This is a genomic window from Streptomyces montanus (assembly GCF_005786655.1).
In the GTDB taxonomy this organism is placed as follows: domain Bacteria; phylum Actinomycetota; class Actinomycetes; order Streptomycetales; family Streptomycetaceae; genus Streptomyces; species Streptomyces sporangiiformans.
The window spans coordinates 22,463-48,472 of sequence record NZ_VBZC01000002.1; the positions used below are offsets into that span (position 1 = coordinate 22,463).

23 protein-coding genes are annotated in these 26,010 nt (G+C 69.2%); 5 read left to right on the forward strand and 18 right to left on the reverse strand.

What is annotated here, in order from left to right:
* Positions 1 to 24 precede the first annotated feature (24 nt).
* Positions 25 to 1,242 (forward strand): 3-deoxy-7-phosphoheptulonate synthase, encoded by a 1,218-nt coding sequence (locus FE633_RS01515; RefSeq protein ID WP_281291091.1) that lies wholly within the window; start codon positions 25 to 27, stop codon positions 1,240 to 1,242.
* A gap of 69 nt (positions 1,243 to 1,311) precedes the next feature.
* Here the strand turns inward: FE633_RS01515 and FE633_RS01520 are convergent, their stop codons facing one another.
* From FE633_RS01520 to FE633_RS01545, 6 genes are all read right to left on the reverse strand, one after another.
* A complete protein-coding gene (locus FE633_RS01520; RefSeq protein WP_138043171.1) occupies positions 1,312 to 2,880 on the reverse strand; it encodes an ArnT family glycosyltransferase in 1,569 nt (522 codons plus the stop codon).
* Positions 2,881 to 3,065: 185 nt separating this feature from the next.
* Entirely contained in the window at positions 3,066 to 4,592 is a 1,527-nt protein-coding gene (locus tag FE633_RS01525) for an NCS1 family nucleobase:cation symporter-1 (RefSeq protein ID WP_138043172.1), read from the reverse strand.
* 171 nt (positions 4,593 to 4,763) lie between these two features.
* Positions 4,764 to 5,600 (reverse strand): carbohydrate ABC transporter permease, encoded by an 837-nt coding sequence (locus FE633_RS01530; protein WP_138043173.1) that lies wholly within the window; start codon positions 5,598 to 5,600, stop codon positions 4,764 to 4,766.
* Positions 5,597 to 6,580 (reverse strand): carbohydrate ABC transporter permease, encoded by a 984-nt coding sequence (locus FE633_RS01535; protein ID WP_138043174.1) that lies wholly within the window; start codon positions 6,578 to 6,580, stop codon positions 5,597 to 5,599. Before FE633_RS01535 ends, FE633_RS01530 begins: the two co-directional genes overlap by 4 nt.
* A gap of 2 nt (positions 6,581 to 6,582) precedes the next feature.
* Positions 6,583 to 7,875 (reverse strand): ABC transporter substrate-binding protein, encoded by a 1,293-nt coding sequence (locus FE633_RS01540; RefSeq protein ID WP_138043175.1) that lies wholly within the window; start codon positions 7,873 to 7,875, stop codon positions 6,583 to 6,585.
* A 41-nt stretch (positions 7,876 to 7,916) separates the two neighbouring features.
* On the reverse strand, positions 7,917 to 9,158 hold the full coding sequence (locus FE633_RS01545; protein ID WP_138043176.1) for an aminotransferase class V-fold PLP-dependent enzyme: 1,242 nt from the start codon (positions 9,156 to 9,158) through the stop codon (positions 7,917 to 7,919).
* 230 nt (positions 9,159 to 9,388) lie between these two features.
* On the opposite strand from FE633_RS01545, the gene FE633_RS01550 reads away from it, so the two are divergent.
* The gene (locus tag FE633_RS01550) at positions 9,389 to 10,090 is read left to right on the forward strand and encodes a FadR/GntR family transcriptional regulator (protein WP_138043177.1); all 702 of its coding nucleotides are present in this window, start codon (positions 9,389 to 9,391) and stop codon (positions 10,088 to 10,090) included.
* A 15-nt stretch (positions 10,091 to 10,105) separates the two neighbouring features.
* Here the strand turns inward: FE633_RS01550 and FE633_RS01555 are convergent, their stop codons facing one another.
* The 12 genes from FE633_RS01555 to FE633_RS01610 form a co-directional block, all read right to left on the reverse strand.
* Entirely contained in the window at positions 10,106 to 10,771 is a 666-nt protein-coding gene (locus tag FE633_RS01555; RefSeq protein WP_138043178.1) for a helix-turn-helix domain-containing protein, read from the reverse strand.
* Positions 10,768 to 11,916, reverse strand: a complete 1,149-nt coding sequence (locus FE633_RS01560) for an FAD-dependent oxidoreductase (protein WP_138043425.1) — start codon at positions 11,914 to 11,916, stop codon at positions 10,768 to 10,770. The genes FE633_RS01555 and FE633_RS01560 overlap by 4 nt, the downstream gene beginning before the upstream one ends.
* A gap of 5 nt (positions 11,917 to 11,921) precedes the next feature.
* Positions 11,922 to 13,241: an FMN-binding glutamate synthase family protein gene (locus FE633_RS01565; protein WP_138043179.1), complete on the reverse strand. Its 1,320-nt coding sequence runs from the start codon at positions 13,239 to 13,241 to the stop codon at positions 11,922 to 11,924.
* Between the two features lie 11 nt (positions 13,242 to 13,252).
* On the reverse strand, positions 13,253 to 13,942 hold the full coding sequence (locus FE633_RS01570) for a glutamate synthase (protein WP_138043180.1): 690 nt from the start codon (positions 13,940 to 13,942) through the stop codon (positions 13,253 to 13,255).
* On the reverse strand, positions 13,930 to 14,820 hold the full coding sequence (locus FE633_RS01575) for a class II glutamine amidotransferase domain-containing protein (protein WP_138043181.1): 891 nt from the start codon (positions 14,818 to 14,820) through the stop codon (positions 13,930 to 13,932). The genes FE633_RS01570 and FE633_RS01575 overlap by 13 nt, the downstream gene beginning before the upstream one ends.
* Before the next feature lie 37 nt (positions 14,821 to 14,857).
* Entirely contained in the window at positions 14,858 to 16,219 is a 1,362-nt protein-coding gene (gene glnT, locus FE633_RS01580) for a type III glutamate--ammonia ligase (protein WP_246113355.1), read from the reverse strand.
* A gap of 125 nt (positions 16,220 to 16,344) precedes the next feature.
* A complete protein-coding gene (locus FE633_RS01585) occupies positions 16,345 to 17,103 on the reverse strand; it encodes a GntR family transcriptional regulator (protein WP_246113356.1) in 759 nt (252 codons plus the stop codon).
* A gap of 11 nt (positions 17,104 to 17,114) precedes the next feature.
* Positions 17,115 to 18,602, reverse strand: a complete 1,488-nt coding sequence (locus FE633_RS01590; RefSeq protein ID WP_138043182.1) for an aldehyde dehydrogenase — start codon at positions 18,600 to 18,602, stop codon at positions 17,115 to 17,117.
* Positions 18,599 to 19,363 (reverse strand): alpha/beta fold hydrolase, encoded by a 765-nt coding sequence (locus tag FE633_RS48010; protein WP_246113357.1) that lies wholly within the window; start codon positions 19,361 to 19,363, stop codon positions 18,599 to 18,601. Before FE633_RS48010 ends, FE633_RS01590 begins: the two co-directional genes overlap by 4 nt.
* Before the next feature lie 431 nt (positions 19,364 to 19,794).
* Positions 19,795 to 20,346, reverse strand: coding sequence for an amino acid synthesis family protein (locus FE633_RS01600; RefSeq protein WP_138043184.1), 552 nt, complete (start codon positions 20,344 to 20,346; stop codon positions 19,795 to 19,797).
* A complete protein-coding gene (locus FE633_RS01605; protein ID WP_171059761.1) occupies positions 20,343 to 20,951 on the reverse strand; it encodes an amino acid synthesis family protein in 609 nt (202 codons plus the stop codon). Before FE633_RS01605 ends, FE633_RS01600 begins: the two co-directional genes overlap by 4 nt.
* A gap of 1 nt (position 20,952) precedes the next feature.
* A complete protein-coding gene (locus FE633_RS01610; RefSeq protein ID WP_246113358.1) occupies positions 20,953 to 22,134 on the reverse strand; it encodes an LLM class flavin-dependent oxidoreductase in 1,182 nt (393 codons plus the stop codon).
* Positions 22,135 to 22,316: 182 nt separating this feature from the next.
* Here FE633_RS01610 and FE633_RS01615 point away from each other — a divergent pair, with 182 nt between their 5' ends.
* The 3 genes from FE633_RS01615 to FE633_RS01625 all read left to right on the forward strand — a co-directional run bounded on the left by FE633_RS01615 (position 22,317) and on the right by FE633_RS01625 (position 26,008).
* Positions 22,317 to 23,240, forward strand: a complete 924-nt coding sequence (locus tag FE633_RS01615) for a flavin reductase (RefSeq protein WP_138043186.1) — start codon at positions 22,317 to 22,319, stop codon at positions 23,238 to 23,240.
* A gap of 342 nt (positions 23,241 to 23,582) precedes the next feature.
* On the forward strand, positions 23,583 to 24,851 hold the full coding sequence (locus FE633_RS01620; RefSeq protein ID WP_138043187.1) for a branched-chain amino acid ABC transporter substrate-binding protein: 1,269 nt from the start codon (positions 23,583 to 23,585) through the stop codon (positions 24,849 to 24,851).
* Positions 24,852 to 24,961: 110 nt separating this feature from the next.
* Positions 24,962 to 26,008, forward strand: coding sequence for a branched-chain amino acid ABC transporter permease (locus tag FE633_RS01625; RefSeq protein ID WP_138043188.1), 1,047 nt, complete (start codon positions 24,962 to 24,964; stop codon positions 26,006 to 26,008).
* Positions 26,009 to 26,010 lie beyond the last annotated feature (2 nt).

Genomic DNA, 26,010 nt, shown 5'->3' on the forward strand with positions numbered 1-26,010 from the left:
GTGCCGAGGAGAGGGCGCGACGACGTGACGTCCGGGACATCGCCGGCGATCGTGCCGCGACGGCCCGCGCGGGCTCGGGCCCTTCAGCAGCCCCAGTGGGACGACGCCGACCAGCTTGGCCGGGTGAAGGAGATCCTGGCCTCGCGTCCTCCGCTGGTCCGTGCGGACGATGTGCTCACCCTTCACTCCCTGCTGTCCCGGGTGGCCGTCGGCGAGGCGCATGTGGTGCAGTCCGGCGACTGCGCCGAGGATCCCCGGGAGTGCACCGCCGCGCACGTCCGGCGGAAGTCCGCGCTGCTCGACCGGCTCGCCGCGGCCTTGAGCGAGCAGACGCGCACGCCCGTCCTGCGCGTCGGTCGCATCGCGGGCCAGTTCGCCAAACCCCGCTCGAAGCCCGTGGAGGAGATCGGCGGCCTCACTCTGCCGGTCTACCGCGGGCACATGGTCAACAGCCCGGAGCCCGACCCGCGCAGCCGCGTCGCCGACCCCCTGCGCATCCTGGCTTGTCATCTCGCGGCGACCGATGCCATGCGGCATCTCGGCTGGTGCCCGTCGGGCGGGTCGACCTACACGGCCGGGCCGAGGACGTGGACCAGCCACGAGGCCCTGCTCCTGGACTACGAGCTGCCGATGGTCCGTCAGCGCGCGGACGGCACCCGCTGGCTCGGCTCGACCCACTGGCCCTGGATCGGAGAACGGACGCGCCAGGTCGACGGCGCCCACGTGGGACTGCTCGCCGAGGTGGTCAATCCGGTCGCCTGCAAGGTGGGCCCCACGATGGGAACGGACGAGATCGCCGCCCTGTGTGCCCGGCTCGATCCTCTGCGCGAACCGGGCCGGCTCACCCTGATCGCCCGCATGGGCGCCGATCTCGTCGCCGACCGGCTGCCGGCCCTGGTGGCGGCTGTGCGGGCCGAGGGGCACCCGGTGATCTGGCTGTGCGATCCGATGCACGGGAATACGGTCCTCGCTCCGGGCGGTCGGAAGACACGCGTCGTGGCGACCATGGTCCGTGAGATCCACGGCTTCCGGGAGGCGGTTGCCGCGGCCGGCGGTGTCGCCGGCGGACTCCATCTGGAGGCCACACCGGAGGACGTGACCGAGTGCGTCGCGGACGCGCCGACACCGGATTCCCTGGACGACCGGTACTCGTCGCTCTGCGATCCCCGGCTCAACGCCCGACAGGCCGTGCAGTTGCTCTCTGCCTGGTCGCGAACGGCGCTGCACGAAGTACCCCGTTGACCTCCACCGCGGAGGTCAACGGGGTGCTTCGCGCAGCGCCGTTGCCGTCACTCACGTCCCGCCGGGGAACTACTCGGAGAGGGGCCGGCCTCGGTTGGTGACCGCGGCCATGTGCTTGAACTGGGGCCAGAGCTCCGTCCACGGCCGCCGGGGGTTGTCGCACCACCAGATAGACATGCCTTGGTTGATGTTGGGCACTCCGAGACCGTTGTCCACCTCCCCGACCTTCCGCACCGTCCCGAAGAACCGGTCGAGGTAGTCGGCATCCGCCCCGATGTAGATGACATGGCGGGTCGTGTCCGCGGGACGGTCGAAGTACCAGTAGGCGCGGTGCCCGCTGTAGACGGGGGGCAGCTTCCGGGAGGGCCCGTAGCGATCGAGAGCGGCCGCCTGTTCGTAACGGTCCGTCAAGATCACCGTGTGGCGGCGTTCCGTGGCGGGCCGAGCCCGGTAGATCCCGTCCACCGTATCCGCCATCTCCGGCCATCCGACGGTCTCCATCGACACCCCGTCCGAGGTGTCGGCCAGCTTGTCCCGCGGATAGAGCGGCAGCATCACTGGAACCAGGGCGAGGGACAGCACGGTCAGCGGTGCCGCGACCCACCACCGCCATCGTGCCCGGCGGAGCACCTGCCTGTCCTGCAGGTCGACCGCGGCCGCGGCCCAGGGCACTACGAGATAGGAAGCGGCGTAGTAACCGCGCCCGCCGGAGAGCGCGTACACCACGACAAGACCGACCCAGGCCCAGCCGAGGAAACGGTAGGGCCGCAGACGGGGGGAGCCGATCAGCCGGACCAGCCCGTGGACGAGGAGGACCAGCCCCAGGATCCCCGCGGACGCGAGCACCGCGGGCACCATCCGAATGCCGCCCTCACCCGCCTCGGCGACCTCGTCGGCGATCACTTCCGACATGGTGAGCTGCGGCCAGTCGTGCCCGGCCTGCCATATGAGGGCGGGGGCGGTGACGGCCGCGATCAGCAGCACACCGATCCAGAGTTTCGGCCGGCGCAGCAGCTCTCTGGGACCGAAGAGCAGGGCACTGGCGAAGACCATCGCCCAGAAGGCGACCGCGAGGTACTTGACCTGGAGTTCGACGGCCACCACCGCGGCCGTCGCCAGCAGCAGACGGTCGTCGCGCAGCCTGATCCACCTCACCAGCAGCCAGCACGAAAGGATTGCCAGAAAGACGTCGACGGAGTTGGTGATGAACAGGTGCCCGGACTGCAGGGTGATCGGTGCGAGGGCACAGGCGGCCGCGGCCAGCACCTGGGCCCCGCGGCGCCCTCCGAGTTCCCGAGCGACCAGTGCCGCGATCACCACGCCTGCCGCGGCCATCAGGGCCGACGGGGCTCGAAGGGCGACCAGCGACCCGCCGGAGACCACGTCCAACGCGTGCGACAGCAGCGGCAGCAGCGGCGGCTGATCGGCATAACTCCAGTCCGGGTGTCTGCCCGCGACGATGAAGTACAGTTCGTCGCCGGCGTATCCGAAACGGTTGCTGACCAGCAGCAGAAGCGCCGCGACCGCCGCGGCGAGGGCGAAGACGGGTCTGCGCGCCAGCGGAGGAACGTCCCCGATTCCCTTCGGCTCCCTCGCCGGCGACTGCTCGTCGTCGCGCCGTCCGGATAGCAAGGTCATGGAGCGGCCTCCAAGTCGGGGGGAAGCCTCACCGTAAACGCGTGCCCTATAGGGAGATTGCTAATGCTAAGGAGTAACCCCACCTGCACCGAGCCGAAGCGGCCCCCGTCCCGGCAGGCGACGGAACCGCGCAGAGCCCGGTCGTCCGAGTGCGCGCACTCGGACGACCGAGGGCAAACTGTTGCCTACGATCCCTTGGCGACGTCCGCGTCCCCGTGCAGGGCCGCAGCCGGGGCGGCGAGCGGGCTCTTGCCTCCGCTGAAGGCGAAGTAGAGCACCCCGGCCACGATGACGCCGATGAACCAGGTGTACGGGCCGAGCGTCGCCCCGTATCCGGACGGTCCGTAGGTGGGAAGGATGCTGGAGAAGACGGCGCCCACCGCGGCGGCGGCGAACGCCCGTACGTTCCAGCCGCCCTGGAAGCGGAACTCCCCGCTCTCCTCGTACAGAGCGGGTACGTGCAGCTGTGTCTTCCGGATGAGGTAGTAGTCGACGACGATCACGCCGAAGATGGGGCCCATCGTCGAGCCGATGGCGTTGACGAAGCTGGGGGCGTTGTCCCAGGGGTGGAGCGGGTAGAGCAGGAGCGCGATGACGGCGGCGATGAGGCCGCCCCTTCGGAAGGTCACGTACTTCGGGGCCATGTTGGCGAAGTCGAAGGCGGGGCTGACGAAGTTGGCGACGACGTTGATGCCGAGCGTCGCCACCGCGAAGGTCAGGGCGGCGAGCAGGACGAGGAACGCGCTGTCGAACTTCGCGGAGATCTTGGCCGGTTCGAGGATGACCTCGCCGTACACGTTGCTGGCCGCGGCCGTGGTGACCGCGGCGACGAGGGAGAAGAGGATCAGGTTGACGGGCAGGCCCCAGACGTTGCCCTTCTTCAGGGTCTTCTCGTCGGGGGTGAAGCGTGCGAAGTCACCGAAGTTGAGGAACAGGGCGGCGAAGTAGGTGACCCAGGTCGCGGCTATCGCCGCGATCGCGGCGAGCGAGCCCGGGCTGACGTCGAGCCCGGTGGCGCTCTTGGCGAGCGCGGCCAGGTCGCCGCTCGGCATGTCGACGGAGAAGTCCAGCGCCCCGGCCTTCACGGACAGCGCGACCGCCAGGATCAGCATCATCAGCCAGACCGCCGGTCCCGCGAAGTCCTGGAAACGGCGCACCGTCTCCATCCCCTTGCTGATGATGAGCAGTTGGGCGGCCCACACACCGAGGTAGCACAGCACTTCAAGGCCGCTGTGGTCGAAGAGTCTGCTGGTCTCGTGCAGATGCTTGGGGCCGTCGTAGCGGACGAGGAAGGCGACGATGGCGCCGGCGGCGGCGCTGGTCTGGGCGCCGTACCAGAAGGTGGCGACCACGGCACGGACGAGTGCCGGCACGTTGGCGCCGAAGGTGCCGAACGAGGCGCGGGCGAGGACGGGGTAGGGGACACCGGTCTTGACGCCGGCGTTGCCGATGAGGGTCATCAGCCAGTAGATGATCAGCGAGCCGACGCCGATGCCGATGAGGAACTTGAAGGTGTTTCCGGCGACGAGGAACAGGCTGGCGGCCAGGAAGTAGCCGTACAGACTGTGTACGTCGGAGGTCCAGACGTTGAAGATGCTGAACGCGCCCCATTTGCGCTCGGTGGCCGGGGCGAGATCCTCGTTGTAGAGACGGGGGGAGTACCCCTGCGGGACGGCGGATCTGTCCCCGCCCGCGCTGTCTGTGGCCGTCATGTCCTGTCCTCCTTGCTGTGCAAGACATCTCCGTCCCGGCCTGACGCCGCACTGCTGATGTCGCAGGTCAGGGAACGGTGCATGTGTTGCTCAGGAATAGCGCGCAGGTAACAGCCACGTCAACGGAAACTCTCTTCCATTTTCAGGACCGGATGCCCGGGGGTTACCCCCTTATCCCTTGACCGCGCCGGAGGTGAGCCCCTGGACGATATGGCGGCTGGCGAAGGCGAACAGGAGCATCGTGGGCAGGATGGTGAGCACGGCCGCCGCGGACATCGAGCCCCAGTCGATGTTGAAGCTGGAGATGAAGCCGTTCAGGGCCGTGGGGATGGTCTTGTTGGTGTCGCTGTTCATCAGCGTCACCGAGAGGAACAGCTCGTTCCAGCAGTTGACGAAGTTGAAGATGAACGCGGCCACGATCCCGGGACGCATCACCGGCAGCAGGACCCGGAACAGGGCCCCGAACCGCGAGAGTCCGTCGATCATGGCGGCCTCCTCCAGCGCGTCCGGGATGTTCTCGAAGAAGCCGCGGAGCATCACCGTGCAGAACGGGATGCACACGGCGATGTAGACGAGGATCAGCCCGAGGCGGTTGTCGACCAGTCTGAGGTCGGTCATGAGCAGGTACAGCGGACCCAGCGCGATGAAGGCGGGGATCATCTGGGTGACCAGCGCGGCCATCAGCAGGGCGGACTTGGTGCGGAACTCGAAGCGCGCCAGCACGTACGCCGACAGCATCGAGATCGCCGTGGCCACCGCGCCCGCGACGGTCGCGACGACGAGGCTGTTGGTGAGGTAGGTCCCGAAGTCGGCCGTGCCGAACAGCTCGCTGTAGTTCTCCAGTGAGAAGTGCTCGGGCCAGTAGGCGAGCGGGAAGGCGAAGATGTCGCCGGGCGCCTTGAGCGACGTGACCGTGATCCAGTAGAGCGGGAAGACGGTGAAGAGCAGCCACAGGCCCAGGAAGGCGAACTTGACGGTCCGTCCGGCCGTGGTTTCCTTGCCGATCACGGCCTCACCTCTCGCTTCTCGCGGGTGGCCAGCAGGAAGAACGTCGCGAAGAGCAACAGCCCGGCCACCACGAGGAGGCCCAGAGCCGAGGCCCTGCCGTAGTCGCCCTGCTGGGTGATCTTGATCATCCAGGTGGTCACGATGTGCGTCTCGTTGTTGGGTCCGCCGCCCGTCATCCCGAAGATCAGGTCGGGGAAGTTGAAGATCCAGATGATCCGCAGCAGCACGGTGAGCGCCAGCGTGGTCCGGATGTAAGGGATGGTGATCTGGAAGAGCGTGCGTGCCTTGCCCGCACCGTCCAGTGCCGCCGCCTCGTACAACTCGTCGGGGATCGACTGCAACGCGGCCAGGATCATGATCGCGAAGAAGGTGACGCCGTACCAGGTGTTGGCGATCAGCACGGCGATCATCGCCTTGTGCGGATCGGCCAGCCAGGCGATCGGCTCGTCGATCAGCCCGGCCTTCTGCAGCAGGTCGTTGACGACGCCGAACTCGCTGTTGAACAGCCAGCGGAAGAGGATGCCGATGAGGAACCCGGAGATCGCCCAGGGGAAGAAGACCAGCGCCTGGTAGACACCGCGGAAGCGGAACCGGCGGCGCAGCCACAGGGCGAGGGCGAAGCCGATCACCAGCTGGGGCACGATCGAACCGACCACCCACACACCGGTGTTGGCCAGCACGGTGCCCCACGTGGGGTCGGTGAAGACGTCGCGGAAGTTCTTCAGGCCCACCCAGGAGGTGTCGGTGAGATCCGTCAGCTTCCAGTTGCGGAAGGCCATCTGACTGCCCGCGATCACCGGGTAGTACGTGAAGACGGCGACGAAGACCGCGGCCGGTGCCATGAAGGCGGCGATGAGCAGGCCGCGGCGGGTGGTGAACTCCCGCTTGCGGCGCGCGCCGTGGGCGGGCGGGGCGCCCCCCTTGCGGGAAGGGCGCCCGGGCCTCGCTTTCGTCTTCGCCGTGGTGGAAGCGGCGGTCATGTCTACTTCCACTTCTCGGTCCAGTACGTGTCCCAGCCGGCCAGGAGGTCCTTGGGCGTCAGCTTGCCGAGGATCATCTTCTGGACGTCGGCGTCGGCCTTCTGCTGCCACTCGGTCCACCAGGCGACGCCGCGCGGCTGGGTGACGACGAGGTACTTCTCCGGCTGCTCCGTCATGGTGACGTAACTGGACCAGGGACCGGTCTTGTAGAACGGGTCCTCGGTCGCCGACTTGAGGATCGGCACCAGGCTGTTCTTCTTGGTGAAGGTCGTCGATGCCTTGCCCTCGGAGAGGAACTCGACCAGCTTGACGGCCTCGGCCTTGTGCTTGCTGCCCTTCGCGACGCCCCAGCCCGCGGTGGCCAGCGGCTGGACGGTCTTGCCGCTGGGGCCGGCCACCAGCGGGGCGGTGCTCCACTGGGTCTTCGCGATCGATTTGGACTCCGAGACCGTGGCGATCACTTCGGGGTCCTGGAGCAGGAAGGCCGTGGATCCGTTGGAGAAGGCCTCGACCATCTCCGGATAGCCCCAGGCGACGGACGACTTGGGTGATGCCTGCTTGAAGAGCTTGAGGTAGGTCTCCATGGCGTCGAGCGCACCGGGCGCGGAGAAGATCGTGCCGCCGTCCTTGAGCTTGTAGCCGTTGGCCGGGTCGACCTGGTCGGCGACGTAGGCTTCGATGATCGCGGCGGCGTTGCCATTGGCGTTGGCCCCGCCCCGGAAGGCATAGCCGTACCGGCGCTTGCCCGGGTCGTGGACGGCGGAGGCCTGCTTCAGCAGTTCGGCCCAGGTGGCCGGAGGCTTGTCGAAGCCGGCGTCCTTGATCAGGTCGGAGCGATAGAACAGGCTCAGACCGTAGAAGCCGTAGGGGACGAAGTACGTCTTGCCCGCGGCGTCCTCGGAGGCCTTGACGGCGTTCTCCGTCATGGCCTGCCAGCCCTTCCAGCCGGCGAGGTCCTTCTTCATGTCGTAGAGCCAGCCGTTGTTCGACCACGGCCCCACTGTGGTGTCCCGCACCTCTAGGGTGTCCACACCGCTGCCGGACTGCAGCATCTGCTGGATCTTCTGGTCGGCCTGCTCGGTGGGCGGCGAGACCAGGTTGACCTTGATCTTGGGATTCTTCTTCTCGAAGTCCGCTATCAGGCCTTTGAGGAGATCGGTGCGGGCGGGGTTCGTCAGGCTCTCGACCATGTTGAGGGTGACCGTTCCGCCCGCGCTGGGACTCATGGTGGAACAGCCGGTCAGAACCATCGTGGCGGCTGTACCGAGGGCGAGGACTGCCGTCCTTCTTCTCATCGTGCTGACCTCTTCCTTGCCTCTTCCTGGCTCTTTCTTGGCTACGGCGCGCTGTGCTGCTCACGGGCCGCGCGGGCCCACTCGCCGAGGACGGGGACGCAGGTCTCGGCGAAGTACTCGTAGTCGGTGGCGGTGTTGTAGACGTGTGCGGACAGCCGCAGATAGCCGACGCCGCCGAAGCTGGTGAAGGCCGCCTCCACCCCCAGCTCCTCGGCGACCCGGTCGCGCAGTGCGTCGGCCTCGACGCGGCTGGTGCCCAGGCCCGAGGGCAGCCGCACCAGCCGCATGCCGGGAACGGGCATGCCGACGCCGACGGGGCCGTTCGCTCCGGTCAGTTCGGCGAACGCGGCGCCGATGACCTGCTCGGCGTAGCCGGCCAGGTCGTCCATGTAGCGGCGGGCGGTCTCCCAGCCCCAGGTGTGCTCGATGAAGTCGAGTGCCGTCGGCGCCGCCAGATAGGCGGTGGCGTCCACCGTGCCCTGCTGGTCGAAGCGGTCGGGGTACGGATCGGCGGCACCCCAGGAGTCGATCAGCGGGTAGAGCTGCTCACGCAGGGGGCCGCGGGCGACGAGCGTCGCGGTGCCGCGTGGTGCGCAGCCCCACTTGTGGAGGTTGCCGACCCAGAAGTCGCCCGTCACGCCGGCGAGCGGGGCGGCGATCAGACCGGGGGCGTGCGCGCCGTCCACGAGCAACGGGATGCCGCGCCGTCGGGCCTCCGCGCCGATCCGCTCCACCGGCATCCGGCGTGCCGTCGCCGAGGTGATCTGGTCGACGACGATCAGGTCGGTGGCCCCACTCAACTCGTCGGCCACAGCCTCGTACGCCTGCTGCTCGTCCGCGTCCAGCGGCACCCGGGCGGTGCGGACCCGGCCGCCCCAGCGCCGGGCCAGCCGCTCGGCGCCCATGGTCACGGCCCCGTAGCCGTGGTCGGTGACGACGATCTCCCCGCCGCGGCTGCGGGTGAGGCCGGCGTACACGACGCTGGCGCCGGCGCTCGCGTTGGGCACCAGGGCGACGTCGTCGGGGGCGACCCGCAGGAAGGACGCGAGGTCGACCCGGGTGGCGGCGAGCCGTGGCGGCAGCGCCGGGAACCACACCACGGGGGAGCGTTCCATCTCCGCGCGCAGCTGGTTCTGCGACTCCTGCGCCACCAGGGGGACAGCTCCGAACGAACCGTGGTTCAGGTGCCGCAGGGCGGGGTCCAGCGACCAGCCCCGGGCGGCGGGTCGGCCGTCGGCCAGCAGGAGGGGGCTGGGTGCGGTGGTGACCTCGGTCTCGCTCACATGACTCCACTTCCGCCGGACCTGAGCACGCCTGTGAGACATCAGATCTCACTCAAAGAGACGTATGATGACTCGGCATCCTGGCACGGTGATATGGGGCTCGCAAGAGTGCTGCGAGGGAAAGTCATCAGATGAATTATGGTCCGCAGCTGAAAGACATTTGATGACTTGCCTCGATACAGTTCCCGAGGGTCCTGGCTGTGCTGCCGGCCCGGCAGGGGAGGAGAACAATGTCCGCAGTCGACAAGGCGTTCCACGGCCTACGGCACATGATCGCCACGGGGCGCCTCGGCGCGGGCGAGCGTATTCCGCCCGAGGCGGAGCTCTGCGAGGAACTGGGCGTCTCGCGGGGGTCGTTGCGCGAAGCCGTGCGCATGCTCGCCGCTCTGGGCGTGATCGAGCCGCGGCACGGCTCCGGCACGTACGTCTCCCAGCTCAGGCCGGAGGACGTCATCGGCAGCCTCTCGCTGACCCTCGAACTCCTGCCACTCACCGGCCTGTTGGAGGTCTACGAGATCCGGCGCGTGCTGGAGGCCCATGTCGCCGCCCAGGCAGCGGCACGTTGCACCCCGGAGACGGTCAGGACGCTCTTCTCGCTCATCGAGGCCATGGAGGCCACCGACGACCCCGCCAAGGCATCCGAGCTCGACCACCGGTTCCACTCGGAGATCGCCCGGATCGGCGGCAATCCCACTCTGGCCTCTCTGCTGTCGGTCTTCCGCGCCCGCTCCCGCAAGTACCAGGTCTTCACCCTGCCCGAGGGCCCCGAGCTGCGCCGCAAGAGCGATGAGGACCACCGGGTGCTGGCCACGGCCATCGCCGACCGGGACCCCGTCGCCGCCGCCGGCGCCGCACAGGCCCATGTCGCCCAGACCGAGCGATGGCTGCGCGCCTTCATGCCTCCCGTGGGCGAGGACGACAGCCCGAGCTGACGCCGAACGAGGCGCTCAGCCAGGGATGTGGTCGCCGTACGCGGTGACGGACAGGAAGCGGATCGGGAGCTCCACCAGTTCCTGTGGCCCGTGTGCGCCCTCACCGTCGAGTTGGAGGGCGTCCCCGGGGCGCATGGTGTAACTGGCCTCGCCGTGCCCGTAGATCATCTCGCCCTCCAGCATGTAGAGCAGCTCGGTGCCGGGGTGCTGGAAGAGGGGAAAGACCTCGCTCTGCTCGGTGAGGGTGACCAGGACGGCCTCCATGCGCTTGTGCGGGCCGCGCAGGGCGCCGAGGAGTTCGTAGAGGTGGCCGACCCGGCTGCCGCGGCGGACGATACGGGCGCCCTGCCCGGCCGGGACGAAGACCGCCTCGCGGTCGGCGTCCACCCCGCGGAACAGCGCGGTGACCGGCACCCCGAGACCGGTGGCGAGCCGGCCGAGCGTGGTGAGGCTGCACGAGGTCTGAGCGTTCTCGATCTTGGAGAGCATCGCTTTGGAGATCCCGACCCGAGCCGCCATCTCGGCCACCGAAAGCCCCGCGGCCGTACGGTACTCGCGCACCTGACGGCCGATGACGACTTCGAGCTCCAGCTTCCGCGCAGCCTCACCTGGGTCGACCTCGCGATCCGGCAGGTCGACGGAGCGGTCGGGGAACACGGGGGTGTCCGGGTCAGGCGTCATACGGGCCATTGTGCCGCGCCGGTGTTTCCCGCCTGGGCGGTGTGGGCGGCCAATGTGAAGCGCGGCTCCGGCGGCGCCCCGCCCAGGGCCAAGTCCGTGGCCATCTCCCCGATGAGCGGTGCGAACTTGGCGCCGTGCCCGGAGCACGGCGAACAGACGACCAGCGGGCCGGCGCGGTCGAGGACGAAGTCGTCGTTCGCCGTGGAGGTGTAGAGACATGTGGCCTCGTTGAAGGGCTCCGGCACCAGGCCGGGCAGCCAGTCCCGTACGTAGGCGGTGATGCGGTCGCGCGCGGCCGGGTCGACCTTCCCGTCGCGGGTGCCGGCGGTGGTGGGTCCGCCCGCGTTGTGCTCGGCGATCTTGCGGGCGTCGTGCGGTCCGCCGTCCCGCCCGCCCGGGAGGCTGTACGTGTTGAGGGCGTCCTTGTGGACGACGACCGGCCAGGGCTCTGCCGCCGGGTCGCGGCGCGGGAAGTGGAAGATCTGCTGCTGGCTGACGGTCAGTTCGGGCAGGGGTACGAGGCCGCCCAGCAGGTCGGCCGCCCAGGCACCGGCGGCGACGACGGCCCGGCGCGTGGTGAGCGTCGCACCCTCCGCCGTCTCCAGCCGTATGCCTGCCTCCTGGTTCGGGATGATGCGGCGTACGGCGGTGTGGTGCCGGATGTCCGCCCCGCGTGCACCGGCCCGTTCCAGGAAGGCGGCCACGGCCCTGGCCGCGTCGACCGTGCCCGCCTCGTGGTGGAACAGGACCGGACCGTCGAAGCGCAGCCCCGGCCAGCGCCGTGCCGCCTCCTCGGGCGGCAGCAGTTCATGCGGTACGGCGGCCGTCGCGAGGGCGGCCGCGAGGCGCTCCGGGTCGCGCAGTCGGCCGTGGTCGATGCCGCCGACGATGCGTAGCAGCCGGGTGCCCGCGTCGGTCTCCAGCTCGCGCCACAGCTCCATCGCGCGGCCGGTCATCCGGAGGTACACCGGGTCCGGATAGGCGCGGCGGACGATACGGGCGCTGCCGTGCGAACTGCCCCGGTCGTGTCCGGCGTCGAACTGCTCCAGGACCGCCACGGACAGCCCGCGCCGGGTGGCGGCCCAGGCGGTGGCCGCCCCCATCAGTCCCGCACCGACGACCGCCAGGTCGAACTCCGGAGTCATAGGGCTCACAACCCGGCCCCTGGCACCCAGTTCGTACCTGCGAGCGGGACCCGGGCCATGGCGGCCGCCTCGATGGTGAGGGCGACCAGGTCCTCGGGCTCCAGGTGCTGGAGGTGGGCCTTGCCGCAGGCGCGGGCGATGGTCTGCGCCTCCATGGTCATCACCCGGATGAAGTTGGCGAGGCGCCGGCCGCCCTCGACGGGATCGAGACGGGCGGCCAGGGACGGGTCCTGGGTGGAGATGCCCGCCGGGTCGCGGCCGTCCTGGTAGTCGTCGTAGTACCCGGCGGCGGAGCCGAGTTCGCGATACTCGGCGTCGTACTTGGGGTGGTTGTCGCCCAGCGCGATGAGCGCCGCCGTGCCGATGGCCACCGCGTCCGCGCCCAGGGCCATGGCCTTCGCCAGGTCGGCGCCGCCTCGGATGCCGCCGGAGACGATGAGCTGGACCCGCCGGTGCACCCCCAACTCCTGGAGCGCCCGCACGGCTTGGGGGAGCGCGGCCAGCGTCGGGATGCCGACGTGCTCGATGAACACGTCCTGGGTGGCGGCCGTGCCGCCCTGCATTCCGTCCAGCACCACGACGTCCGCCCCTGCCTGGACGGCGAGCTTCACGTCGTAGTACGTGCGCGTCGCGCCGATCTTGACGTAGACCGGCTTCTCCCAGTCGGTGATCTCGCGCAGTTCGCGGATCTTGATCTCGAGGTCGTCCGGGCCGGTCCAGTCCGGGTGGCGGCAGGCGCTGCGCTGGTCGATGCCGAGCGGCAGGGTGCGCATGGCGGCGACCCGCTCGGTGATCTTCTGACCGAGGAGCATGCCGCCGCCGCCGGGCTTGGCGCCCTGTCCGAGGACGACCTCGATGGCGTCGGCCTTGCGCAGGTCGTCGGGGTTCATGCCGTAGCGGGACGGCAGGTACTGGTAGACGAGGTGCTTGGACTGGCCGCGCTCCTCGGGGGTCATTCCGCCGTCGCCGGTGGTGGTGGAGGTCCCGGCCTCGGACGCGCCCCGGCCGAGGGCTTCCTTCGCCTGCGCGGACAGGGCACCGAAGCTCATGCCCGCGATCGTGACCGGGGTCTTGAGGCGCAGGGGGTACTTGGCGTTGCGGTCACCGAGCACGACGTCGGTGTCACAGCGCTCGCGGTAACCCTCCAGCGGGTAGCGGGACATGGACGCGCCGAGGAACAGCAGATCATCGAAGTGCGGGACCCTGCGCTTGGCGCCCCAGCCGCGGATGTCATAGATGCCGGTCTCGGCGGCGCGCTGGATGGCGTGGATGGTGGCGCGGTCGAAGGTCGCGGACTCACGCAGACCGTGGGATGCGGGTTCCATGGCGAACTCCCTTAGTACGAAGCTGAGTTGTCGACCTTGAAGTGGTACAGCTCGCGGGCGGAGCCGTAGCGCCGGAAGCTTGCCGGGTCGTCGTCGCGGTCGGCCGACTTCAGCAACTCGGCCAGTTCGGCGAGATGTTCGTCCCGCATCTCCTTCTCCACGCAGTCCGCGCCGAGGGACTTGACCTTGCCCTGGACGTAGAGGCGGGCCTCGTAGAGGGAGTCGCCGAGGGCGTCGCCCGCGTCGCCGCACACCACCAGGCGCCCGGACTGGCCCATGAAGGCGCTCATATGACCGACATGGCCGCCCACGACGATGTCCACGCCCTTCATGGAGATCCCGCAGCGGGCGGCGGCGTTGCCCTCGATGACCAGCAGGCCGCCGTGAGCGGTGGCACCGGCGGACTGGGACGCGCTGCCGCGCACCCGCACCGTGCCGGACATCATGTTCTCGGCGACGCCCGGGCCGACGTTGCCGTGGACGGTGACGGTGGCGCGCTGGTTCATGCCGGCGCAGTAGTAGCCCGTCGGGCCGTCGATGACGACGTCCAGCCCGGCAGTGAGGCCGACGGCGAGGTTGTGGGCGCCGTCGGGGTGGGTGACACGCCACGACGTACCCGGACTCGCCTGATGGAGAGCCGAGTTGAGGTCTCGTACGGACTGCTGGGACAGGTCGACCACAGTCGTCGTCAGCGCTGCCACGTGTAGACCTCCTCGGGCTCGGGCTCAAAGATGCGGGCGGACTCGATGCCCGGCAGATGGGCGAAGTAGCGGTACTCGGAGGCCATCGCCACCCACGTGTCGGTCTCGGCGACGACAGCGGGCTTGCAGGCGATGGCATCCCGGACCACGGCGAACGTGTCCCCCGTGGTCACCAGCAGCGTGTAGAAGCCGTCGAAGCGCTCGCACAGCAGCTTCAGCGCCTTCTCCAGGTCGTGCCCGGCGGCGAGCTGGGCGGCCACGAAGCGGGCACCGACCTCGGAGTCGTTCTCGCTGTCGAAATCGATGCCCTCGGCGCGCAGTTCGCGCCGGATGGTGGCGTGGTTGGCGAACGAGCCGTTGTGCACGAGGCAGACGTTCTCGTCGACGGAGAACGGGTGGGCGCCCTCCGGGGTGACCGCGGACTCCGTGGCCATGCGGGTGTGGGCGATGCCCTGCCGCCCGGTCGCCGCGCGCAGGCCGAACTCCTCGGCGAGCACGGCCGGGTGACCGACGCCCTTCAGGACGGCCAGGCCGGTGCCGCGTCCGGTGATGACGGCCTTCGGGAAGGCAGCGCGTACGGCCTTCTCCAGATCGGTCACGGCGAGGGTGGGGGAGTGGACGACGGTGGACTGGCTGACGGTGACGGCGGCCGTGTCCCCGCCGACCCGGGCGGCGATCTCGGAGGCGGACGCGTCGCCCGGCGCGAGCAGGCTCACCGCCGAGTGGCCGGGCGGAGTGAGGCGCGCATCGCCGTACAGTGCGACACCGGCCGAGTCGGGACCGCGCTCGGCGGCCTGGTGAAGCATTCCGGTGAGCAGTTCGCCGAGCCTGGGCTCCAGCGAGGGGTCGCGCACCTGGAGTCCTGCGATGCCGCACATGGGCATGACCTCCAAACAGCCAATGGACAGGGCGGTGTCAGACGGCGGTGAGATAGCGGTCGATCTCCCAGGGGGACACGGTGTTGTGCCAGCTGTAGAACTCCTCGCGCTTCAACTCCGCGTAGTAGTCGCTGACCCCGGCCTTCGCGTCGACGGCGTCGAGCACTCCGCGGACGATGTCGTCCCCCTCCAGCGCGTGCACCGCGTCGAGCAGGGTGCGCGGCAGCCGGGGACCGTCCTCGCCGAGCCCGGGCCGACCGGGGTCGAGCCCCCGGCGCACCCCGTCCAGGCCCGCGCCGAGCGCACCGGCCGCCGCGAGGTAGGAGTTCGCCGAACCGTCCCCGCCGCGCATCTCGACCCGGTGCGCGTCCGGCACGCGCAGGAAGTGCGTACGGTCGTTGCCGCCCCAGCTCGCCGTGCGCGGCGCCCAGGTGGCGCCGGAGGCGGTCGTGGTGGCGCCGGTGCGCTTGTACGAGTTGACGGTGGGGGCGATGAGCGCGTGCAGCGCGGGGGCGTGGGCCAGCAGTCCGGCGCTGAAGTGGTACGCCTCGGGGCTGAACCCCATGCCGTACTGATCCGCGGTGTTGCCGTCGCCCGCCGGGAACAGCGCACGCTCGCGGTCCCACAGGGACAGGTGCATGTGCAGCCCGCTGCCGGTGCGGTCGGTGAACGGTTTCGGCATGAACGTGGCGGTCATCCCGCGCTGTTCGGCGAGGACCTGCACGATGTACCGCAGGGTGACCACCCGGTCGGCGGTGGTGAGCGCGTCCGCGTGGTGGAAGTTCTGCTCGAACTGCCCGTTGCCGTCCTCGTGGTCGCTCGCGTACGGACCCCAGTCCAGCCGCACCATCGCGTCGGAGACCGCGGTGAGGTGGTCGTACATCCGGGTCAGCCCGCGGGCGTCGTAGCAGGGTTGGGCGGCGTCATCGAGCCGGTCGGCCGTGGTGAGCGCACCATCGGCCCCCCGTTGCACCAGGAAGTACTCCACCTCGGCCCCGCTGACCAGCCGCGTGCCCTCGGCCGCAGCCTTCTCGGCGAGCGTCCGAAGGATCACGCGCGGCGCGAAGGCGTACGGGCGGCCCTCGACGTGCGGGTCGCAGTGCACCATCCCCAGTCCGGGGCGGACGAAGGTGAGCGGGACGTACGAGGCCACGTCCGGGAGCGCCATCACGTCGGGGTCGCACGGCAGTTGGCCCATGGCCCCGGCGGCGTATCCCGCGAAGCCCACTCCCTCCCCCTCCAGTGCGTCCGCCGCCTCGACGGGCACGAGCTTGGCGCAGGGCTTGCCGGTCAGCGTGGTGAAGGTGGCGAGCAGGAACCGGACACCGTCCGCCTTGGCGAGCGCGGCGAGTGACTGGGTGCCCGACGCGGGCGGAGTGGACATCAGCGGAACGGACACGGGCTCTCCCCGGGGTGGATGCGTTCACTGTCGTGACAATGAGTCTCACGTCAGGAAACGCCTACAGCATGTCCCGTCTGTTGCCGTTCTGTAAACCGGGTCGGCGTCGCGGCCTCGCCTCTCGCTCAGCGCTGCATCTCGTCGAACCCCGCCATCAGTGCCTGGTGGCTGAGCCGTACGTGCTCGCGCATCACGCGCTCGGCGCCGTCGCCGTCCTTGGTGAGGATGAGGTCGACCACGCGGCGGTGCTCGTTGTCCGATGCCTTGAGGCGCCCGGGGCGCGACAAGGAGGCACGCACCAGTCGGGTGTACGCGAGCTGGTTCATCAGCGTGCGGTAGTGGGCCTCCAGCTTGCGGTTGTCGGCGCCGGTGACGACCAGGCTGTGGAACTCGTGGACCAGCTCCGCGAACCGGTCGGCGTCACCGTCCTGGGCGGCCTCGTCCGCGGCACGCATGTTGGCCTGCAGCAGGTCCAGTTCGGGCACGGTGCCCCGGAGGGCGAGCAGCCGGGCGGCGGCGCCCTCCAGCAGTTCCTTCATCTGGAACATCTCGGTCAGATCCCGCCGGGACGGCACCGCGACGAAGGTCCCGACCCGCGGCCGGACCTCCACGAGCCCCTCGATCTGCAGCTGTTTGAGAGCCTCGCGGATGGGCGTGCGACTTACTCCGAAGGTCTCGGACAGGGTCATCTCGGACAGGCTGGAGCGGGGTTCCAGCTCGCCGCTGATGATCATCTGGCGGAGTTCCTCGGCGACCTGGGCCTGCATGCTGGTCTGGCCCAGCCGCTTCGGCCGCGTCGACGTGGGCTCTTGCGGGGTATGTGACACCAGGTGTGGGCCTCGTGTTTCGTCACCACATCCCGGCTCCCGGTGGACAGCTGCCATGCGAGGCTCCCTCAGGACTTGAGGATGAACGGGTCTCCGGCCGGCTCCTCGCTGGTGTTGACCCACACGCTCTTCAACCGTGTGTACTCGCGGATGACCTCCGTGCCCTGCTCGGTGCCCGCCCCGCTGTTCTTGAACCCTGCCCGGGGCGACATCGGTGACATCGAACGATAGGTGTTGACCCACACCGTGCCCGCCTCCAGCCGTGACGCCATGCGGTGGGCCCGGTTCAGGTCCCGGGTCCAGACACCCGCCGCGAGGCCGTACGAGGTGTCGTTGGCGAGCGCGACCGCCTCGTCCTCGGAGGAGAAGGGCATCACTGTCGCGACCGGACCGAAGATCTCCTCCTGGCAGATCCGCATCGAGTTGTCGGTGCCGGTGAAGACGGTCGGGGAGAAGAAGTACCCGCCCAGCTCCGTCTTCGGCCGTACGCCGCCGCAGGCGATCGTGCCGCCCTCGGCCACCCCGAGTTCCACGTACGACTCGACCTTCTCCAGCTGCGACGCGATGGCCAGCGGCCCCAACTCGGTGGTGTCCTCCAGCGGATCGCCGATCCGGATCGTCGCCGCACGGGCGGTGACACGGTCCAGGATCTCGTCGTACACCTCGCGATGGACCAGAACCCGGCTGCCGGCCACGCAGGTCTGGCCGGCCGCCGCGAAGATCCCGGCGATGACGCCCATGGCCGCCGAGCCGAGGTCGGCGTCCGGGAAGACCATGTTCGGTGATTTGCCGCCGAGTTCGAGGGTGCAGCGTACGAAACGGTCGGCGCAGACACGGGCGATCCGGCGGCCGGTCTCGGTGGAGCCGGTGAAGGTCACCTTGGCCACGCCGGGGTGCCCGGCCAGCGGTGCGCCGGCTGTGGCGCCGAAGCCCGTGACCACATTGACGACGCCGGGCGGGAAACCGGCCTCTTCGAAGAGCGGGGCGAGCGCCAGCAGCGAGGCCGAGGTGTGTTCCGAGGGCTTGACGACAACGGTGTTCCCGGCGGCGAGTGCCGGGGCGAGCTTGGTGGCGGTGAGGAGGAGCGGGGAGTTCCACGGAGTGATGGCCCCGACGACGCCGACCGGTTCGCGCAGCGTGTAGTTGAGCAGTTCCCGGCTCGCGCCCGGGATCACCTCGCCGTGGATCTTGTCGGCCAGTCCGGCGTAGTAGTAGAAGTACTCGGGCAGCCCGGCCAGTTGGGCGCGCATCTCGCGCAGCAGCTTGCCGTTGTCGAGTGTCTCGGTACGGGCCAGTTCCTCGGCGTGCTCGCCGATCAGGTCGCCCAGGTTGCGCAGCAGACGGCCGCGCCGGGTCTGGCTCAGGTCACGCCAGCGCGGGTCCTCGAACGCGGTACGGGCGGCGGTGACCGCACGCTCGACATCCTCGGCGGTGCCGTGCGCTGCCGCGTACAAGGGCTGGGCGGTGGTCGGGTTGAGGCTCTCGAAGTACTCGCCCTCGACGGGCTCGGTCCACTCGCCGGCGATGAAGTGCTGGTGGCGGGGGAGCTGGGTCATTCGGGACTCTCCTGTGGTCCGGTGTGTTGCAGGATCACACTCGCCAGTTCCCCTGGGCGTTCCAGCGGCAGCAGGTGGCGCGCCCCCGGCAGGACCGTCGCGCGGGCACCGGGGATCTGCCCGGCGAGCCGCCGGGTCATCTCCGGTGTCGAGCCCGGGTCGTCGGCGCCGGTGATGGCCAGGGTCGGGGCGGAGATGCGGGGCAGTTGCGGCCAGAGCGCGGCGTCGGCTGTCGCGAAGACGTCGTAGCAGGCGAGGTACGAGGTGCGGTCGGTGGCCAGCAGCGTGCCGAGCACTGCCTCGGCCAGGGAGGGTTCCCGGTCCCGCCACTCCGGTGGGAACCACCGTTCGACGGCCGCCCGCGCCGAGGCCCCGAAGTCCTCGGCGGCCCGTCGTCTGCGGCCCGCGACCGCCGACCGTTCCTCGGCGGAACGCTCGGCCACTGCGCTGACAAGGGTCAGCGAGGCGACCAACTCCGACCGTGTCACGGCGAGTTGCTGGGCCACCAGCGCACCGAGGGAGAAGCCGACCACATGCGTGGGGCCCGCCAGCAACGCGGCCACATCCCCGGCCAGTTCACCAAGGGTGACGCCGGCTGCCGCTGCCGGGGAAGCACCGTGCCCGCGCAGATCGACCAGCACCACGCGGTGCCGCGCCGCCAACGCCGGAAGGCACCGCTCCCACATCCCTCGGTCGAGCCCGACACCGTGCAGCAACACGAGATCGGGCCCCTCGCCGCGGACTTCGTGGGCGAGGGACACCTGTCTAGGACGCCACGTCGTGGCCCCCTCGGCCAGGGGGCCACGGGCTGTTGCCTGGCGAACCGGCGAGAGCGGCGGCTCATGCGACACGGCGCCGGGAGGGCCGCCGGCCCGGAGCCCGGGAGCGAGCACCGGGTCGGGCCGCAAGTCGTACGACGCGTCGGGCGCCGCTGCCGCGCCCGGCTCCGGTGCTGCCGTGCCTGGTTCCGGTGCTCCCGCCGTCGCTGTTGTGGCTGTGCTGCTGATTGCCGGCTCGGCGGTGGGGTCGGCCGGGCTCGGCGGCGCGTGGGGCGATGCTGCCGCGTTCGGTTCCGGTGCTGCGACCGGTTCCGGTGCTGCTGCGACCGGGGCGGGCGCTGCGCCCGGTTCCGGTCCTGCCGTGCCTGGTTCTGGCGCTCCCGCCGTCTCCGTCCCCGTCGTCGCCGCGCTGCTCATCGCTCGCTCGACAGTGGGGCCAGCCGGGCCAGCGGGCGGCCCTGGGCGGCTGCGGCGAGGCCGATCACGATCTCGTCCGCGCGTGGTCCGTCCGGTACCCGGACCTCGATGCTCTGGTGGTGCGAGCGGATCGTGGCGTCGGTGACGTGCTTGAGCGGGATGTCGAAGACGGTGCCCGCCGCCGCCCGCTTCTCCACCGCCGGAAGCAGGGTGGTGGCGTTCGCCGCCTTGCGGAAGAAGTCGCCGAACTTGAGCGTATGGATCAGCCCGGAGCCGTGCTCGATCTCCCCGTCCAGGCCCACGATCGCGGCCTTCCCGTACGCCTCGACGGGGGCCCCGAGCGCCTCGACCACCCTCGGAGCCAGCAACTCGCCCAGTTTCGGGGCGACTTCGTCGATGCCCGGCAGCAGGTCCTGCACATAGCCCTGCCCGGCCCACGGGTTCTCGATGATCGCGAGCACGACCGCCGTACGGGCCGGCGGATCGACCGGGCGGCCACCCTCGGAATGGACGTCCTCGGTGTAAGTGATGATCTTGCGTACCTTCATGGCGCGGTCTCCAGATCGGCGAGGCGGACGACGGGGTCGGTGGCACGGTCCCCGATCCGGGCGTTCGGGCGAGGGCCGGACGCGCCCGCCGCGACGAGGACGATCTCGTCCGCCCGTGGCGCGTCGGGGACGCGGATGTGCGCGGTCTGGTAGTGCGAGCGGGTGGCCGCCGCCGTCTTGTGCCACAGCGGTACGGTCAGCGGTTCCCCGGCCGGCAGCCGGTCGTCGCTGAAGACGATGATCGAGGTGCCCTCGACCAACTCCCGGAACACATTGCCGAAGAACGGGGTGTGGATCAGCGCGCCGCCGTGCTCGATCTCCCCGTCCAGCCCGACGATCGCCGCCTTGCCGAAGGCTTCGACCCGATCGATCCCGCCCAGCGCCTCGATGACCCGATCCGCGAGCAGCCGGGCCAGCCCGGGCGCGATCAGTTCGACCTCGTGCCGCAGGTCCGCCACGACACCGAGCCCGGCCCACGGATTGCGGATCACCGCCGCCGCGGCGATCCGGCGTACCGGCACGGCGACCGGGCGGCCGAGCTCCAGCAGCACCTCATCGGTGACGGTGACCACCTTGCGCACCTCAGGCGCCGGTACCTTGCGCACGTCAGGCACCGGTGCCCCCGCCGGTGACGAATCGCGGCATGATCTTCTCGGCGAACAGCTCCAGGCTGCGCATCGCCTTGCGGTGCGGAAGGCCCGGGTGCGTGGTCCACAGCAGCAGGTGCTCGAGACCGACCTCGTCCCGCAGCTCGGCGACCTTCTCGGCGACGTACTCCGGCGTGCCCACCAGCAGATTGCGCGACCGCAGGAAGTCGAAGGACAGCTTGTGCGCGTCGGTCAGCTCCTCGCCCGCCTCCATCAGGTTGCCGAGCCCGCGCCAGTGCATGATCCACCGGTACGTCGTCATCAGCGCCTCCTCGAAGTCGGCCCGCGCCTGCTCCATGGTGTCGGCGACGTAGACGTCCCGTACGAGGCCGATGCCCTCGCCGAGCGCGTACTCACGCCCCGAGGCCTCGCTCGCCGTGCTCCGGTACAGCTCGAAGCGGTCCTTGAGCGCGGAGACCGGGGGTAGCCAGAACATGCCCTGGACACCGTCCGCGGCAGCCGCCCGGATCGAGCGGGGGCTGTCGATGACCTGCCACAGCGGTGGGTGCGGGCGCTGCAGAGGGAAGGGCGTGACCTGCATCTTCGTGATGACGCCGGCGTCGGTGTAGTCGGCGGTGGCGGGCGAGAGGGGATGGTTCCACCGCACGCCGGGGGCGGGGAACTCGTAGAAGGGGCCCTTGTGCGAGAAGAACTCGCCGCTCCAGGCCTTGCGCAGGATCTCCACCGTCTCGTCGTACAGCGCGCGGTTCTGCTCCTGGTCGCGCGGGTCGGCCAGCGCGTTGAGGTTGAGTGCCTCGCGTCCGTACAGCCCCCGGCCGAGGCCGACTTCGACGCGACCACCGGAGAGCTGGTCGAGCATGGCGATGTCCTCGGCGAGCCGCAGCGGATGCCAGAAGGTGGCGATGCTCGCGGCCTGGCCGATGCGGATGCGTTCCGTGCGGGCGGCGATATCGGCTCCCATGAGAACCGGGTTCGGAGTGATTTCGAACGCTTCGTGCCCGAAGTGGTGCTCGGTGTACCAGGTGGACCAGAATCCGGCCTGTTCCGCGGCGATCGCGAACTCCCGGGCCTCTTCCATGACTTGGGCGTACTCGCCGAGCCGTCCGGGCGCTCCGAGGTTGTGGAATATCGAGAACCGCATACGGCGTCCTTCCCGTATTTCCAGCTCGCGCTGTGCCATGGCAGCCGAGGCTAGGATGCCGGTTCCGGGGCGTCAAGCATTAATGACAGTGAAACAAAAGCTGACCTGCACAGTTAATGGCTCTCCAGATCTTTTCAGCTGTCTGCGTTCCAAGGATTGACACCGATGGGTGCTTTCCTTACTGTCCCCTGCCATACAAGGCATGAGCGAGGGAGCAGCCGATGGCGGAAACCCGGGGCCGGGCGACGCACATCCGCTCCGCCTGGCAGGCCGCATGGGACGAAGGCCGGGTCGAGGCGCTCGACGAACTGCTCAGCCCGTCCTACGTACGACGCCGCGGACCTGCCGCCACGCCGCAGGACCGAGAGCAGTTCAAGGACTCGGTCCGTGCCGTCCGCCTGGCCTTTCCCGATCTGCGGACCGAGATCGAGGAGATCGTCGAGGGCGGGGACGGCGACCGAATGGCCATCCGGTGGCGTTCCACCGGCCACCACACCGGCGCCTTCCTCGGTGTGCCGCCCACCGGGAGGCCGGTGCGGGTGGCAGGTGCCACCTTCGCCCGCTTCGACGGGCCCAAGGTGGCCGAGGAGTGGGTGACCTTTGACTCACGCCAGTTGCTGGAGGCGCTCGGGGTCATCACGACCACTGTGCAGGCGGCCGTGGACCCCGACCTCGTCCGTGGAGTGCACCGCAAGTTCATCACCGGTGTGACGGTGGTGACCACGGACGACGACGGCACCCCGAAGGGTCTGGCCGTCAACGCCTTCTCCAGCATCTCGCTGGACCCGCCGATGGTGCTGGTCTGTGTCCAGCGCAGCTCGGCGACCCACCCGGCCCTGCACCGGGCGAGCCATCTGGGCATCAACATCCTCGCCGCGGACCAGCTGGATGTCGCCAGGATCTTCGCCTCCAAGGCGGACGACAAGTTCGCCGGACTGGCCTGGACCCCGGGGGGCTTCGGCGCGCCGCTGATCGACGGGTCGTGCGCCCAACTGGAGGTGGAGATCGGGGAGCGGCTGGAGGCCGGCAGCCATACCGTTTTCACCGGCCGGGTGGTCTCCGCCCGCCACGAGGACCGGGCCCCGCTGGTCTACGGCGGCGGCGGGTTCTTCGACATCTCCCACACCGCACCCCTGCCGTGGTGAGATCCGCCGGTCGGCCGACCGCTCAACTCGCCCTCGCCGCCGCCGAGTTGGCCGTCGCGCCGAGGCGGCGGCATCATCGGTCGGCAGCAGGGATCCGCCGATTACTCGGCTGAAAGTACCTTTCCGGTATTGACTGCTGTATACAGCGAATTCACGGCTACCGGCGTCAATTCCTCCCTCCCGGCGGCTCGATCCACCGCGCCGCCATCTCGGCATGCCATTTCCTCGACACCGAGGGTAAACGTCACAATCCAGTTTCGAGATGTAGTCGAAACATTTCAGTGTGCTTGAGCGTAATAAAAGCGCTTCAGATTTCCCTTACCTGCGGAATTGAGGAGTCGGATGTCCAGAACAGCCAAGATTTTCGCCACGGTCGCGGTGGCCGGGCTCGCGTTGAGTGCCTGCGGCGGCAATGCCTCCGGAGGCGCGGACGACAGCTCGTCCAGCGGCGACACGCTCGTCATAGGCGTGGATCTGCCGCTTCAGGGCGCGTCCAAGGACGCTTCCGAGTCGACGGTCAACGCGATGAAGCTCTACCTGGACCAGACAGGGAGCAAGGCCGGCAAGTACAAGGTCAAGCTCAAGGTGTACGACGACTCGACCGCCGCCAAGGGTGCCTGGGACGACGCGACCTGTGCCAAGAACGCGCAGGACCACGTGGGCAACACCGAAGAGGTCGCGGTCATGGGCACCTACAACTCCGGCTGCGCGCAGATCATCGCCCCGGTTCTGAACCAGGACCCGACGGGCCCCATGCTGATGGTGTCGCACGCGAACACCAACCCCGGGCTGACAAAGGCATGGGACTCGGGAGAGCCGGAGAAGTATTTCCCGTCCGGTAAGCGCAGTTACGCCCGTGTCATCGCGACCGACGACTACCAGGGCGCGGCGGGAGCCCAGTTCGCGGCCAAGGATCTCAGCGTCAAGAAGTGCTACATCCTCAATGACAACCAGACCTACGGACAGGGCGTCGGCAAGGCCTTCGAGCAGGAGGCGAAGAAGCAGGGCATCAAGGTGCTCGGCAACCAGGCGTGGGACGTCAAACAGCCCAACTACACCGCGCTGTTCACCAGTATCAAGGCCACGAACCCGGACTGCGTCTACCTCGCCGGAATCTTCGACAACAACGGCGGCCAGCTCGTCAAGGACAAGGTCAAGGTCCTCGGCGACAATTCCAAGGTGAAGCTCATCGCGCCCGACGGATTCAGCGGTTACCCCGAATTCGACGGACTGGCACAGGCCCAGGGCGCCTACATCACGTTCGCCGGCCTGACCGCCACCACCCTGCGCGAGGACGGCGGCCCGGGCGCCAAGCTGCTCGACGCCTACAAGAAGAAGTACGGCGCCGACCCGGCGACGAGCTACGCCCTCTACGGGGTCGAGGCGCTGCAGGTGATCATGCAGGCCATCGAGAAGTCCGACGGCACCCGGAAGAGCATCACGGAGCAGGTCTTCTCGGGCAGCGGGATCAGCATCCCGGCCGACAAGTCGATCGTGGGCAAGAAGCTGGACATCTCCCCCAAGACCGGCGACGTCAGTGTCCGTGACATCTCGGTCCTCCAGCTCAAGGACAAGGAAGAGAAGTTCCTGAAGCCGTGGCCCGTCAGCTGAGCTGAGGCCCCGGGGCGGGCGCCACCCCCTCCAGGTGACGCCCGCCCCGGACCGGCTTCCGGCCCTCTTCCCCAGCCCGCTGCGTTATTCGAACCCTCGCGAGGACCTTCATGGCAGCAACTGCCACCAGCACCGCGGTGCCGGCCGTGATCGACCGCAAGGCGGTCATCCAGCGCTACGCCACTCACGTCATCCTTCTGGGCGTCGCCGTCTGGCTCGGCGCCAACCTGATCAACTCCCCGTCACAGTTCTTCTCGGCGGGAATGGTCGGGCTCAACCTCGGCATGCTCTACGCGCTCATAGCCCTCGGCTACACCCTTGTCTACGGCATCATCGAGTTGATCAACTTCGCTCATGGCGACCTGTTCATGCTCGGCGCCCTCTTCAGCGGATTCCTGCTGACGACCGTCATGGGGCAGGAACACGCAGGTGTGCTCGGCATCGCCCTCCTGCTCGTCACGATCGTCGGCACCATGCTCTTCTGCGGCGGCATCAATGTGGCGCTCGAATTCGTGGCCTACCGCCGCCTGCGACGGGCTCCCAAGCTCGCGCCGCTGATCACCGCGGTCGGGATGAGCTTCGTCCTGCAGTTCGTCGGTCTGAAATGGAACGGCTCGACTCCCAAGCAGTGGCCGAGCGTTCTTCCCGACGGTTCCTTCGGCGTCGGCAAGTTCCAGGTCGACTACAGCCTGCTGGCGGTCATCGCGGTGACCGTGCCGGTCCTGCTGCTGCTGCGCTGGGTGATCACCAGCACCAGGCAGGGCAAGGCCATGCGGGCCGTCGCCCAGGACCAGGACGCCGCGCGGCTGATGGGCGTCAGCGTGAACCGGACCATCTCCTTCACCTTCCTGATCGGCGGAGCGCTGGCCGGTACCGCGGGAGTCATGTACCAGCAGGTCGTGGGCACCACGGCGTACAACCTGGGATACCAGTTGGGTCTCATCGCCTTTGTCTCCGCGGTCCTCGGCGGCATCGGCAACATCGGCGGCGCTGTGCTGGGCGGCCTCCTGATCGGCCTCATCCAGGGCTTCAACGACGGTCTGCCGTTCGGGTTCGGGCAGAAATGGTCCCAGAGCGTCGTCTTCGCCATCCTCATCCTGCTGATGGTCTTCAAGCCCGAAGGCCTGCTCGGCCGACCGTCCACGGAGAAGGTGTAGCC